The organism is Agaribacillus sp. DX54 (genome assembly GCF_056858335.1).
In genome coordinates this window covers 502,882-517,212 of sequence record NZ_JBXEQE010000001.1, presented here as the reverse complement: position 1 = coordinate 517,212, position 14,331 = coordinate 502,882, and the positions used below count along the sequence as shown (strand labels likewise).

The window sequence follows — 14,331 nt, the reverse complement described above, 5'->3', positions numbered from 1 at the left end:
GAAATAATCTAACTTTTTGGCAAATTAATTTTATTATTCAATATTTCAAACTTATTTAAACAAAATGCCTTAAGAATATTAAACCGGAAGACCTTCAAACTTGGCGATGGTATTTCTGAGTGTTTCTGAAGTACCTGACCAGATGTTAAAAGAAAGACTATCCCTTAAATCCCGGTTGATAAATGACTCCAGTAAATACCCCCTGACACCAAATATCTGCATGGCATCCATTTCAAACCGGATAAAGTTATCGCTAACAAAAAGTTTGGCGATGGCCGCGTCCTGTGCACAGGTGTGCATGGATTTACCACTTGACAGTTTGGAGGCCAGATCATAAATTACCTGCCTGCTTAACCTTTGCCTCATCACCATATCGGCAATTTTGGATGAAATTTGCTGATAGGCCCCAATAGGCTTGTCAAATTGATTTCTTGTTTTAGCCCGCTCAATACATGCTTTGAGCCCTCTGTTCATCGGCCCCAGGGCACTTGAGATGAGGACTGCCCTTTCCCAACCGGTAGATTCAGCCAAAACTCTCAAACCGCCACCTTTTCCACCCAGGATGTTTGATTTGGGCACCAGAACATTATCAAAAACAAGTTCTCCCATCCTAACAGTCCGCAGCCCGATTTTTTCGAATTCCCGGCCATGCGATGCGCCCTCATTATTCATGTCCACCAGAAATGCCGTCAGGCTAAAAGGGCTCCTGGCTTCCGAAGTTTTGGCAAAAACAATGGCTGAATCTGCGTAAGGGGCATTGGTGATATAGCATTTTCGGCCATTGATCCGGTAATTATCTCCTTCTTCTGTGGCAGTGGTTTGCATAGAATAGGCATCACTTCCGGAAGTTTCTTCTGTGAATCCATAAGCAGCCAACCGGTTTCCATTCATCAATTCAGGTAAATATTTTTCTTTCAGGGCTTCATCGGCAAACTGCTTGATCGTCAATTGAATTCCGCAAAGCTGATTACCCAAAGCATACACAAAGCCACCGTCCCGGCAACCTTCTCCAAATCCTTCAAAAGCGGCTACTACATGAGTGACAGGGACTTCCATACCTCCCAGTGAAGCGGGCATCATCATGCTCAGTAAGCCTATTTCTGCCGCCTTTTTCCAGCGCTGCAGGGAAAAATCCCCGGTTTTGTCTCTTTCAGCGAAATCGCCTGAAAAATAATCAAGCGCAAGCTGATGGTATTTTCCCTTCATCGCATCAATTTCGGGATTTTCCCAAGGTTGCATATGACTAATTTATATTACCAGTAGGTTTCGGAAGGTTTACTGAGATCGGTACCGAATGCTGCCTTCCCTAAATAAGACAGACATTCATCGCTGGTAGCAGGCATTAAGCCACCACAGCGAGCGTCCCGGTAGTACCGCTCGAGGGGAAGTCTTTTGGCAAGACTGCTGGCCCCACACATCCTGATCGCCTGTGAAGTAAGCCACGGCCCCAGTTCACTCACCAAATATTTTGCATGATGAATGGCGTTATTGGCTTCCTGTGAGCCTAATTTTTCTTTGACCAATCTTGCGGCATTGTAGGTAATGCCACGGGCAGATTCCAAGGCGGAAAACAGCGCTCCGACTCTATATTGAATGGTTGGATCCTCGCTCAGTGGCGTGTCGGTGCCAGGTTTCTTTTTCTTCTTTAAATATGCAATCAAAAACTGAAAAGTGGCTGTACTGATACCTAAATAAACCCCAACATAACCCCCTACCAGCCAATGAGGTTCCCTGGCAATTTTATACAGTGCCATTCCCTCACTACCTAAAAAAAGTGCTTCTTTAGGTACCGAACAGTTTTCAAAATATACCGGATTGGTAGCTGTACCCCTCATGCCAAGAACATCCCAAACCTCCTCGATACGGGTGCCTGGGTTTTCTTTTTCCACCACCAGATAAGATATGGCCGGGATTTCACTGGTGCTGTCGGCAGATTTTGCAGCCACCACATAATAATCAGCATAACCGGCCATCGATACAAATGATTTAATACCATTAATGACAAACCCATCATCTACCCGCCGGTAGGTCGTTTTCAATTTACTGAAATGGGCCCCTATGCCAGGTTCTGAAGAGGCAGAGGCAAATACCTTTTTTTCATTGATTGATTGATGGTACACCCAATCCCTGAATTCCTTCATGATCCTTCCCCTGCTTCCCCCGATTCCTTCCAGATTAAGTTCTGCAATACTACCTACGGCAATGTTATGCATATTGAAGGTCAGGGCCGTTGATGAACAACCCATGGCAAGTTGCTCCAAGGCCTTTGTATAAGTAACAAAATCTGCTCCAAAACCACCGAATTCTTTCGGTATCATGATACCGAGCAAACCAGAGGCTTTCAGATCTTCAAAGTTTTCGACGGGGAAGCTTCCTTCCTGATCATATTTTGGAGCCCTTTTGGCAAATACTTCTTTTAGCTGGCGGCATTTTTCGACGATTTCTTCTTTTTCTTCAATGGTGGGTTCAGCAATACTTATATCTATCATTTCTTGGAACTTTTATTGGAATCTTATCAATGAATATAAAAATAAGGCAAATCAAACTTCAACGTACCCCATTTTTTTGATAATAACCGGTGATTTTTGTCACGATCTTAAAAAACCTGCCCTATGGAAGTTATAATTTGAATTCCTGCCATGTCCCTACAATCTTTTAATAATACAAATAAATAAAAAATTATTAATAAAGCTAATTAAATTAATTAAAAATTTACTTCAAAAATTACAATTTTGAGGATGGTAAAGAAAATGAGAAACTTAAGTGATTGGCTATAAAGGATATAGACCGGGTACTGTGAAGGGTGTAAACGGAATGACTAGGTGGTCTTGTTAAATATGGTGAGATCGATCTTTTTGCCTTCTTCCTCCCTTTGATCTTCATAACTCTGTTCCAGATAGGCAAACACAATACGCATAATAAGGATTAAATTAATCAGTAAAAACAGAGAGCCAACAAAAACTAAGAACAGCATCATAGTATTATACCTTTTAGTAGGTTAACAGCAAAAACCCTGATTTGGTTCACAGCTAACCAAATTTTGTAATAAACAATGAAGCTAAAAAATTAAAATATTACTATCTCCCTCAGTTGTAATAAATTAGCCGGAATTGTAGCAGAATTAAGAAAAAATACAATTGTTAACGACTACATTAAAATCTATTTCCCTGAAATACAAGGAATAATTAATAAAAAAATTATAATAATACTATTTTTAAGCTTTATGTTTTAGATTCCCTTAAATATATGCAAATTTTAGATTTCTAAAAATCAAAGTAAGGAGGAAAGAAAAATCCCTGATGAATGATAAAAATTGTAATGACCGGATTTAGAAGGATGGAAGGATGAGGTCTTGGGCAATGAAGTGGTTGGCGTAGTTTTTTTGAGAGGATCAGGGTGGAATATCGGAGGAAAGGTATTGGAATAAGAAAAGGCCTGCTAACGATAACAGGCCTTTTTTTAGTGTGATTACAAATCTTAAGTTATTAAGTTATGTTGCGATATCTCTTTGTTCCTTTTTGTCTCCGAAAAAGACTTTTTTCAGAAAGGCACCGATACCTATCAGGGCAAGGGCAATAAGTTTCCAACCTTTTAACAGGAACATACCGATGACCTTGAAAAAGCCGGCCTTGGCCGCAGCTTTACCGGCAATCAGGGCTCCGATACCATAAGCGGCTACCTTGTCAACACCGGGGTTAAAATCAGCATAACGGTTTCCTTCCCTAAAATCCACGAGGGCCATGACATCACCCATACCTTCCCGGACATGATCCAGTTGATCCATGGTTGCAACGGCATTCAGTACTAAAATACCTCTTCTTCCAAGGATGCGGACATTATAATTAAGGGTATTTTGATCAACATCCTCATCAAATTTCAGGTCGAGGGCCCAGTATAATTTGTGTTGCTCACTGTCATAATGAGGAGGTTCTGCCCAGCCCAGAAGTTCATAGGAACCATAACCCTGACTAATTCTTTGCTTATTGGCCTCTTCGATGTCTTTTTGCATGTCTGTCAGCAATTCATCATAGTCGATTTTCCGGGCATCTTTATCATCTACATATCCTTCTTCCCGATAAGTAATGACAACACCCCAGCCATCATAGCCATAGGGGTTTACAGAATCAGGCAAAATCATACCAAGGGTTTCCCTGGGTGGGTTCCCCCAGGCATCCACAAGGATTTTGTCGGTCTCTCCCGGGTTCAGGTACTTAAAATTTTCAGGTATCTGCAATACCGCAAGGTCATCACCAATGCCAATCTCACCTTTTTGATATTTTAACAGGTTGTTGAGTGAATCGGCTTCCAATAAAAAATCCAGATAATCTGATATGGCAGATGCGTCCTCTGCATTGGCCTCTTGTTTAGGTTCGGGATCGCCGGCTAATGCAACCAGTGTTGGTAACATCAACAAAGCAGTCAAAATTTTCTTCATAAAGTTTATAGTTTGGATTTTATTAATTTCTTGTGAACCAGCGCCTTTACACCAAAAAATGGTGAAGGGGGTAATTTAGCTGGCCGGATTTTACAATTAAAAAATGGCAATGATTTGCCTCTTACTTCTTGTAATTAATACCAGACAGGTGATATTTGTAACCGGTTGGCCGGTACGGGGGAAAAATGGCCCGACCTCTAAAAGTCAAACTGCCCCGTAAAAATGTCAATTGAGGTAGGAGCCCAGAATTTCACCCACAAAATAAGCCAGAAAGGCCGCCAAGCCACCTAGCAATACAGTTTCCGTAATAGATTTAAAAGCATTGGCATGTGTGACCTTGCCCTTGAGATATCCGATTACCATCATGGCAAACCCGGTGGCAAGGCATGAAATGGGGAAGAGCAAACTACGCTCCATTTCTACCCAGATGGCAAGCAGGTAGGAGCTCAGGGGGATCAATCCCACCACAACAAAGGCGATAAAAGTAGCCAGGGCAGTGTTCACCGGTTTTCTGTGATCTTTAATCATTTCCAGCTCTTCTTTCATCATAGTATCTACCCAGATTTTGTTGTTTGAGGTGATCACCTCCACGACCCGGTCGAGTAATTCGCCCTTGAATCCTTTGGCTTTAAAGATATCTTCAATTTCTTGAATTTCAGATTCCCTTTTATGTTCTATCTCCCAGTATTCAATGGCTTTGTGCTTTTCAAAGTTATCGTGCTCGGCCTTGCTTGAAAAATAATTACCAACGGACATGGAGAAGCCGTCGGCCAGCAGGTTGGCAAAACCAAAGATCAAGACCCAGGAAATATCAGCACCCGCTCCAGCAGCGCCTGCCACTACGGCAAATGTGGTGATAGCACCATCAATTCCACCATAAACAAACTCCCCGATGTACTCCGATCGAAAAAACGGAATTTTGCCTGTGGCGTGCAAATCAATTTCATTCATAGTTTCTTAAGTTTATCGAATCAAAGACAAGTCCCAGTTTTTCTCCGGGCTGTAAAAAATTTTACCTTGTTTAACCACCAAGGGCGATGCCACATTGTTATGGTACAACTGGCCGGTTCCCAGGCCTTGTGCCAAACTTACCTTAAATTGCCCGGTAAACTGGCTGATAGCATTTAAACCTATGTTCGACTCGAGTGCGGAAGTAATCCACCATCCTATTTTCAACGACTCGGCCACTTCGATCCACTCTTTTGTGCTGTGAAATCCGCCCAGCAATGTCGGTTTTAGTATAATATACTGTGGCCTTATGGCTTTCAGGAGCTTCAACTTGTCCTGGCAGCCATTTACACCTATCAGCTCCTCATCCAGTGCGACAGGCAGGATTTTAAGTGCACACAGTTCCGCCATCGCCTTCCATTGTCCGGCAGCCAGGGGTTGCTCAATAGAATGAATTTGCAGGGCTGCCAGTTCTGCTAATTTTTTTCTTGCTTCAACGGCCTTAAAAGCACCATTGGCATCAACCCGCAAGATAACCTGCCCGCTGGAATAAGATGATCTTATCGCAGACAGGATGGCTAACTCTTTAGCAAAATCAATTGCGCCGATTTTCATTTTAATGCAATCATATCCGGTCGCTAGTTTTTCAGTTACCTGGTCATGCATAAAGGGTTCACTACCCATCCATATGAGCCCGTTAATGGGTATAGATGCTCCTGAAACACTGAAATCATTTTTAAAAATGATCCTTTTGCCACCATGAATCAAATCCAGCAAAGCTGTTTCAAACGCGAATCGAAGGGAAGGCAAATCCGCCGGAATAATATCCGCCACCAGTTTGTATATGTCTTCTGGTCGGGTCCCATCCGGAATTTCGCTGAAAAGGGAACCAAATTCAGTAATAAGCTCCTCCAGATCACCCCTGTCGTCGACACTAAGCATTTTTAACGGACTTGCTTCCCCAATTCCTTGAATACCATTTTGCCTGTCTGTTAAAAATATAAAATAACTATCCCTCGATGTGAGGCTACCCCGTGAAGTACCTGCTTCAAACTTAAAATGAAGTGTGTGTTTTTTATGGTGAAAATGCAAAGCCATGCATCTAAGTTATCATTCGAAATCAATACATTGAAATTTTAGAATTTATTTTACGAATTCTTTTTACTTAATCTTTTGAAGCAACAAGGCAATATGATTACTTTCGCCTAAACATTTTGATCTTAACCAAATAAACATGTCAGATAACTCAATTTTTACATTGGATGTAGTGGTTGAAATTCCCAAGGGAAGCCGGAACAAGTATGAATATGATTATGAAAAAAAAATGATCCGGTATGATAGAATGATATTTTCCTCAATGCACTATCCAAGTGATTACGGTTTTTTCCCGGAAACATTGGCGATGGATGGTGATGCCCTGGATGCCTTGGTGCTGGTAACCGAGCCTACTTTCCCGGGATGTCTCATTGAAGTAAGTCCTATCGGGTTGTTCCGGATGGCCGATGAGAAAGGGCCGGATGCCAAAATTTTATGTGTTCCGGTACATGATCCACAATGGAATAAAATCACAACGCTACAAGAGGTAAATCCCCATTTGATCAATGAAATCGAGCATTTTTTCCAGGTTTACAAGGATTTGGAAAACAAAAAAGTCGGTATCGAGGGCTGGGAGCAAAAGGAGAAAGCCATTGCGGTGATCAAAAGTGCCCGACAGCGATACATCGATAGCAAAGCCTAAGGTGTCCGGTTAAATAAATGTCATGGTTAAATTGCCCAAATTAGACTTAGAGAAGTTTTCATATACCTTGCCGGAAGAAAAAATTGCCCAATATCCTCTGGAAAAAAGGGAAGAGTCCAAATTACTGGTCTACCATCAGGGGACCATCCAACATGGTATTTTTAAAGATATAGGGCGATATTTACCGCCCAAAAGCCTTCTTTTTTTTAATGATACAAGGGTCATTCCGGCCAGGCTTTTTTTTCAAAAGGAAACCGGGGCCCTTATAGAGGTGCTTTTACTTCAGCCTGAGGCACCGGTCAAAGATATCAATCAGGCGATGCAGGTAAAATCAGCATGTTCCTGGCAATGTATGGTGGGCAACTTGAAAAAATGGAAGGATGGTCAAACGTTGGAACAATTGGTAGATTGTGGAAAAACGCCTGTGCGGCTGAGGGCTAAGATTGAAAACAGGGAAAACAAAATTATTGCTTTCCAATGGGATAATACCGGGATATGCTTTGTGGATTTAATAGAGGCTTTTGGAAAAGTGCCGCTCCCTCCCTACATCGACAGGGACGCCGAGGATGACGACTTGCCCAGGTACCAGACCGTTTATTCACACCATGACGGCGCTGTAGCCGCTCCTACAGCGGGTTTACACTTCAATGCGCATCTCATGAGACAACTGGAAAAAAACGGGCACGTATTGGACTACCTCACCTTGCACATTGGGGCCGGAACTTTTCAACCCGTTAAAGAAAAAAACATGGTGGATCACCCGATGCACTGCGAACAACTTTGCGTTTCTCTGCAAAATCTCGAAAATCTGTGTAACCATAAAGCGCCGGTCATTGCCGTAGGCACCACCAGCATGCGTACTTTGGAAAGCATTTATTGGTTTGGTGTGAAACTATTAAAAGGCATGGGGGGAAAATTTCAAATCAGCAAGCTTATGGCCTACGAAATGGATCAAAAATCGCTACCGGATAAAAATGAGGCGATAAAAGCTGTTGTCAAACATATGCAAGACATCCAGGCAGAAACCATTTACGGGGAAACGGAAATGATGATATTTCCAGGCTATCGATTCAGGGTCTGCGAGGGACTGATTACCAACTATCACATGCCGGGATCGACACTGATGCTGCTGGTGGCGGCGTTTATCGGAGAAGACTGGCGCAAAGTCTATAAAGAAGCACTGGAAAATGATTACAGGTTTTTAAGCTACGGCGACAGCTCATTATTACTTCCCGGGTAAAAAAACCGGAAAATAATTATATTTACATGCGTTCCGATTTGGATTATGAAAAAAATCTACGAATTTCTCGAACTCCTTAGCGAAATTCTAAGTCCTGTTAAGGATGTTTTCACCAAAACCCTTTTTAAAATAGGGGAAACGCCAATCAATTTTATTTCAATAATCATCCTGATCTTTTCGATCATCGGAGTGATCTTTTTTGCCAACCGGTTTAGAAATTTTTTAGTCAACCGCATTCTCACCAGATCAAAAAAAATCGATGCCGGTCTGGCCCAGACCATTGGCACGATGACCAAGTACATTATACTTGTGATAGGCTTTTTGGTCATTGTGCAAACTGTTGGTATTGACCTGAGCGCCTTGGGGCTTGCCTTTGGTGCATTGGGTGTAGGTATAGGATTTGGCTTGCAAAATATCACTAACAATTTCATTTCGGGATTGATTATCCTTTTCGAAAGACCTATTAAGGTCGGTGACCGTATCCAGGTTGGTGATCTGGATGGCGATGTTGTCAACATCGCCGCCAGGGCGACAACAATTTTAACCAACGATAATATTTCGGTGATCGTTCCTAACTCGGATTTTATCGATAGTCAGGTTATCAACTGGAGTCATAATGACAGGAAGGTCCGGTTTACATTTCCCGTAGGGGTTTCCTACAAAGAAGATCCCAGGTTTGTAAGAAGATTGTTGCTTGAAGTAGCTGCGGAAAATCATGGTGTATTAAGTAAACCTCCGCCTGATGTGTTGTTCGATGCTTTTGATGACAGCGCTTTATCATTTTACCTGGTAGTTTGGACCAACACATACACCGAAAAGCCCAGAATTTTAAAAAGTCAATTGTATTATGCCATTTTCAAAAAATTCCGGGACAATAAAATCGAAATCCCCTTCCCTCAAAGAGACCTGCATTTTAAATCCGGGTTTGAATGGATGGGGAATATCAACAAGCATAGGCAGGAATCTACGGCCACCGGTATGGCTTCTGAAAATAACTAAGGGTAGCGGCTGCAAATTTCCCATAAATTTTTAAGTTTACTTTGGCTAATGAAATTTTTATGAAAAAAATAAATGTAGACTTTAAAGCCGATGTGCTGCCGCATTTAATCGCAGTTATCCTGTTTTTAGTAATTACCCTGATATTTTTCCGTCCTGTTTTTTTTGAAGGTAAAACCCTTTCGCAGCATGATATTTTGCAATGGGAAGGAGGAGCAAAAGAGTTGCTCGACTACCGGAAAAAAACCGGTGAAGAGGGACTCTGGACCAATTCCATGTTTGGAGGCATGCCGGGCTATCTGGTCAACACAACCTTTAGTGGAAATTTGCTCATACACATTGAAAAGCTGTTTACAGTTTTTTTACCTCATCCGACCAGGATAATGTTCGCATCGTTGCTATCGTGTTACATCCTGTTGCTGGCTTTTGGAGTCAGGCCTTACCTCGCTATGGCAGGAGCATTAATATATGGTCTTTCGTCCTATAATACCATTGGATTTTATGCCGGTCATAACGCGAGGATAGCGGCTGTGGCCTACATGCCATTGGTGGTGGCCGGGGTGCACCTCGCATTTCAAAACAGATATTTGTGGGGGTTTAGCCTGACTGCCCTGGGCCTGGGTTTTCACCTGCGGGTCAATCATTACCAGATCACCTACTATTTATTGCTCATCGTTGTCATCTACGGTCTGATCCGATTGATTTTTGCCATCAAAGAAAAAGAGGTAAACTTTTTCGCCAAAAAAGTGGGGCTGCTTTCGGTGGCGGCCCTGATAGCCGTGGGCTGTAATTTTGGAAGAATGTGGACTATCACAGAGTACAGCGGGTATTCAACGCGGGGAAAAAGCGAGCTGACACAAAAAGAAAACCCGGAACAAAACCAGGGTGGACTGGAAAAAGATTATGCTTTTCAATATAGCAATAGCATCATGGAGCCCTTGGTATTGTTTGTGCCCAATTTTATGGGCGGATCAAGCCAGCAGGCTTTGGAAAAAGATTCCAACCTGGGCAGGGCCCTGAAAGCCAATGGTGCCGCACCGGCCCAGGTGTCGCAACAGTTAAAATCGATTCCCACCTATTGGGGAAAACAACCTAACACAGCGCCCTATTATGTAGGAGCCATTGCGGTCTTTTTGTTTGTTTTAGGCCTCTTTCTGGTGGATAAACCACTGAAAATCTGGTTAATTACCTGCTGTGTACTCGGAATTATTCTCAGTTGGGGTGATAATTTTGCAGCGTTAAACTATTTGATTTTTGACTATTTACCTGGCTACAACAAATTCAGATCTGTGACTTTTACCATCATACTATCCATCTTCAGCATCATTCTATTGGGCTTTTTAGGACTGGAAAAACTGCTTCAAGCCGGGTTGAACAAAAAAACGCAAAGATATTTGCTGCTTGGGGTAGCTATCACCGGTGGGATAACCCTGTCGATGGTATTTTACTCATGGATCGGTAGTTTCAGAGGGGCTGTGGATGAACAACTGGGTGCTCCGTTATGGTTTACAGATGCATTGAGAAAGGACAGGGCCGCTTTATTAAGAACCGATGCCCTGCGGTCACTCTTTTTTATTGTGGGAAGCACTTCCCTGATCTATTTCTATTTTAAAAACAAGCTATCGAAAATATATTTTGCCACCCTGTTTATGCTGCTGACAGTACTGGATTCAGGGTTGGTCAGCAGTCGCTTTTTGAACGCAGATAAGTTTAAAAAAAGTCCGGAAAGGTCATTTTTTCAGGAAACTCCTGCTGATAAGCTGATAAAAAATGATGACGCTCAGAATTTCCGGGTATTTGAGTTGGGAGGTGATCCCTTCAGCAATGCCCGTACCTCCTATTTTCACCAATCACTGGGTGGTTATCACGGCGCAAAAATGAGGCGATACCAAGACCTGATTGAAAAGGGGATCGGCCCGGAGATCAACGCATGGATCGGTGACCTGCAGAAAAGCGGAGGCACGGATATGGATAAATACGGTGTTTTAAATATGCTTAATACAAAGTATATCATGGTTGGTCCCGCAGAGAATGCGGTGGTTCCAAATCCCGACCACAATGGCAACGCGTGGCTGGTATCGAAAGTGATAAAGGTGAACAGCCCCGATGAGGAAATTGAAAAGCTCCGGTCGCTGGATACCAAAAATGAGGCCGTAATCGATGCCAGTAAATTTCCAGTAGCATCAGAAAGTTTTAATGATCAGGGAACAGTCACACTGACTGACTATCAACCCAACGCACTTACCTATGAAGCCAGTCTGGGAGGAAGTAGTCTTATGGTGTTTTCGGAAATTTATTATCCAAAAGGCTGGAAGGCTGCTATCGATGGAGAGGAAGCGAAAATTCTGAGGGTAAACTACGTATTGAGAGCGCTGGAAGTACCACAGGGTGAGCACACCGTCCAATTCACATTCGAGCCTAAATCCTACTACCTGGGAAATACAATTAGCCTGATCTTTAGCATTATTCTCCTTTTATCGCTGGGAACTGGCTTGGTTTTATCCCTGAAGCAAATGAGGCAGCCTGCCGCAAAGGAAGTAGCTGCCGACTAATTACCAGACACTATGCAAATTAAATTAGTAGCAACGGATGTTGACGGCGTGTGGACCGATGGTGGATTGTATTATGATAAAGATGGCAATGAACTAAAAAAATTTAATGTAAAAGACGGGGCAGGGGTAAAACTACTGAAAACAGCGGGAATTTCTGTTTGTGTGATCACCGCTAAAAACTCTCCCATGGTAGAAAAACGGGCGAAGGAATTGCGGGTCGATTACCTTTATCAAGGTGTCGAGGATAAAATCAGGGCCATTTCAGCGCTTGTAAAAATGTTGAATCTGTCTTTTGAAGAAATTGCCTATATCGGTGATGATTTTAATGATGTACCTTTACTCAGAAAAGCGGGGTGTAGCGCCACACCCGCTGACGCCAGCCAGATTATTCAACAGGAGGCTGATTGGGTTTTAACAAAAAAAGGCGGAGAGGGTGTGTTCAGGGAGTTTGTTGAAAAATTATTGATTGAAATGGGGGTCTATAATACCGTTTATGAAGAGATGATTAAATGCCATGACGAAAATTGACAGCCCCACCTCAAGATTTGGATAATCTCATATTTAGCCCTGGCTATCCAACTCATAATTATTAATTTAGCGGTTTCAAATCATTCCGGATACCGGACTTTTTTGATCGATAATAGCAATTTTTCACCATGTACGAGCACAATTTTCTTCAAAAGAGATACAACCAAACCATTAAATTTTTAAAATCAGTAGTCAGCCCCCCTGCGTATATTCTCGACCTGGGCGTAGAAAACCCGCTTTCCGAAATCATGAAAAACCAGGGCTACAAAGTGGATAACACCAAAGGGGAAGACCTCGACATCCAGCCGGAAGCAGCGGCCTCGGAAGCCTATGATGTAATTACAGGGTTTGAAATATTGGAACAACTGGTATCACCTTTTAATGTGTTGAGGAAAATCCGTGCCAAACAACTGGTGGTCACCGTTCCTTCGGGTCTTTGGTTTGCCAGGGCCTATCGTAACAAAAACGACCTATGGGACCGGCACTTTCATGAATTTGAAGACTGGCAATTTGACTGGTTATTGGAAAAATCGGGGTGGAAAATACGGAAAACCGAAAAATGGACGGCTCTGGTAAAAAAAATTGGTTTCAGGCCAATTTTGAGGCTTTTTACGCCTCGCTATTACGCCATTTATGCTACAAAAGACAAGTAAACAGGTATATGGAATTAAAAATAGGCATGTTGTTGGATGCGTTTTACCCCACCGATATCAGGGTATATAAAGAGGCAACAGCGTTGATTCAGGCAGGTTATGAGGTCCACCTTTTGTGTAAAAGGAGGAAAGGTGAACAAACCTATGAGGAGGTGGACAGGCTCAAAGTACACCGGATAAATGCCGGAAAATCAAACATGGCCAAAGGAATAGTGGATGTTATTACTGCCATAAATTTTGTCAACCCATTTTTCCGTAAGGCCCTGCCAGATTTTATTACTTCCAATGAAATCAATGTTTTACATATTCATGATTTGCCTCTTTTTAAGACCGGCTTTGAAATGAAGCACAAATATAACCTTAAGTTGGTGGCCGATTTTCATGAAAACTACCCGGAGGCGCTGAAGGTCTGGTTTACCTGGAAAAAAAATAAGCTGTTACGATTGAAAAACAGGCTGTTTTTTAGCTACAACCGATGGAAGTCTTATGAGACTTTTGCTATTAAAAAAGCGGATTACCTGATCACAGTGGTTGAAGAAATGAAAAACAGGATCGTAGACCAGAATATATGCGATGAGACAAAAATTTTTGTGGTGACCAATACAGAGGAAAAATCATTTGCCAACAGCCCGATAGATACGGATATCTATGGTCTTAAGGATGAATACATTATTACCTACACAGGTAACATTGGACCTCACCGGGGTATAGATACAGCCATAAAGGCCATGACTTATCTTAAAGACAAACCGGAAATCAAACTGTACATAGTAGGCAGCGGCAGTAAAAGTGTGATGGAAAAGCTACATACTTTAATTAAAGAAAATGCCGTCAGTGATCAGGTGAAAATGATGGGGTATCAACCTTTCTCCAGATTTTTTTCTTTCATGAAAATGGCAAACGTCAATACGATACCTCATCACAGCAATGACCACACCGACAATACGGTGCCACACAAATTGTTTCAGGCTATGATGACCGGAAAACCGCTGTTAGTAAGTTCGAGCCGCAGCCTGAAACGGATAGTTGAGGCAACCGGTTCAGGGCTGGTTTTCGAGGCCGGAAATGCCCGGGACTTCGCGAGTAAAGTCACCATGCTGTACACCAATCAGCAACTTTCCGGACAACTCGGATCCAATGGTCTGCAGGCCACCTTGAAAGGTTCCTGCCACTGGGAAAACACTGCCAAAAAATTGCAGGCACTTTATCATGATATTCAATCCTGTCCGGGATAAAAGTTG

The 14,331-nt window shown here is 42.5% G+C and carries 13 protein-coding genes; 7 read left to right on the top strand and 6 right to left on the bottom strand.

Annotated features, from left to right (window positions below; all coding sequences use genetic code 11):
• Positions 1–78: 78 nt before the first annotated feature.
• The 6 genes from AC04NP_RS02095 to AC04NP_RS02070 form a co-directional block, all read right to left on the bottom strand.
• A complete protein-coding gene (locus AC04NP_RS02095) occupies positions 79–1,239 on the bottom strand; it encodes an acyl-CoA dehydrogenase family protein (protein ID WP_482857641.1) in 1,161 nt (386 codons plus the stop codon).
• 14 nt (positions 1,240–1,253) lie between these two features.
• Complete coding sequence (locus AC04NP_RS02090; protein WP_482857640.1) at positions 1,254–2,489, bottom strand: acyl-CoA dehydrogenase family protein; 1,236 nt, start codon at positions 2,487–2,489, stop codon at positions 1,254–1,256.
• Between the two features lie 329 nt (positions 2,490–2,818).
• Positions 2,819–2,977: a hypothetical protein gene (locus AC04NP_RS02085; RefSeq protein WP_482857639.1), complete on the bottom strand. Its 159-nt coding sequence runs from the start codon at positions 2,975–2,977 to the stop codon at positions 2,819–2,821.
• A 513-nt stretch (positions 2,978–3,490) separates the two neighbouring features.
• Complete coding sequence (locus tag AC04NP_RS02080; protein ID WP_482857638.1) at positions 3,491–4,435, bottom strand: DUF2167 domain-containing protein; 945 nt, start codon at positions 4,433–4,435, stop codon at positions 3,491–3,493.
• Positions 4,436–4,660: 225 nt separating this feature from the next.
• A complete protein-coding gene (locus tag AC04NP_RS02075; RefSeq protein ID WP_482857637.1) occupies positions 4,661–5,386 on the bottom strand; it encodes a VIT1/CCC1 transporter family protein in 726 nt (241 codons plus the stop codon).
• Positions 5,387–5,398: 12 nt separating this feature from the next.
• Positions 5,399–6,481 carry an o-succinylbenzoate synthase gene (locus AC04NP_RS02070; protein WP_482857636.1) on the bottom strand — a complete coding sequence of 361 codons (1,083 nt, stop codon included), beginning with the start codon at positions 6,479–6,481 and terminating at the stop codon, positions 5,399–5,401.
• A 136-nt stretch (positions 6,482–6,617) separates the two neighbouring features.
• Here AC04NP_RS02070 and AC04NP_RS02065 point away from each other — a divergent pair, with 136 nt between their 5' ends.
• From AC04NP_RS02065 to AC04NP_RS02035, 7 genes are all read left to right on the top strand, one after another.
• Positions 6,618–7,121 carry an inorganic diphosphatase gene (locus tag AC04NP_RS02065; protein ID WP_482857635.1) on the top strand — a complete coding sequence of 168 codons (504 nt, stop codon included), beginning with the start codon at positions 6,618–6,620 and terminating at the stop codon, positions 7,119–7,121.
• A 22-nt stretch (positions 7,122–7,143) separates the two neighbouring features.
• Entirely contained in the window at positions 7,144–8,361 is a 1,218-nt protein-coding gene (locus AC04NP_RS02060; RefSeq protein ID WP_482857634.1) for an S-adenosylmethionine:tRNA ribosyltransferase-isomerase, read from the top strand.
• A gap of 45 nt (positions 8,362–8,406) precedes the next feature.
• On the top strand, positions 8,407–9,360 hold the full coding sequence (locus tag AC04NP_RS02055; protein ID WP_482857633.1) for a mechanosensitive ion channel family protein: 954 nt from the start codon (positions 8,407–8,409) through the stop codon (positions 9,358–9,360).
• Positions 9,361–9,419: 59 nt separating this feature from the next.
• A complete protein-coding gene (locus AC04NP_RS02050) occupies positions 9,420–11,909 on the top strand; it encodes a YfhO family protein (RefSeq protein WP_482857632.1) in 2,490 nt (829 codons plus the stop codon).
• Between the two features lie 12 nt (positions 11,910–11,921).
• A complete protein-coding gene (locus AC04NP_RS02045) occupies positions 11,922–12,437 on the top strand; it encodes a KdsC family phosphatase (RefSeq protein WP_482857631.1) in 516 nt (171 codons plus the stop codon).
• Between the two features lie 128 nt (positions 12,438–12,565).
• The gene (locus AC04NP_RS02040; RefSeq protein ID WP_482857630.1) at positions 12,566–13,090 is read left to right on the top strand and encodes a class I SAM-dependent methyltransferase; all 525 of its coding nucleotides are present in this window, start codon (positions 12,566–12,568) and stop codon (positions 13,088–13,090) included.
• A gap of 8 nt (positions 13,091–13,098) precedes the next feature.
• Positions 13,099–14,325 carry a glycosyltransferase family 4 protein gene (locus AC04NP_RS02035; protein WP_482857629.1) on the top strand — a complete coding sequence of 409 codons (1,227 nt, stop codon included), beginning with the start codon at positions 13,099–13,101 and terminating at the stop codon, positions 14,323–14,325.
• Positions 14,326–14,331: the final 6 nt, after the last annotated feature.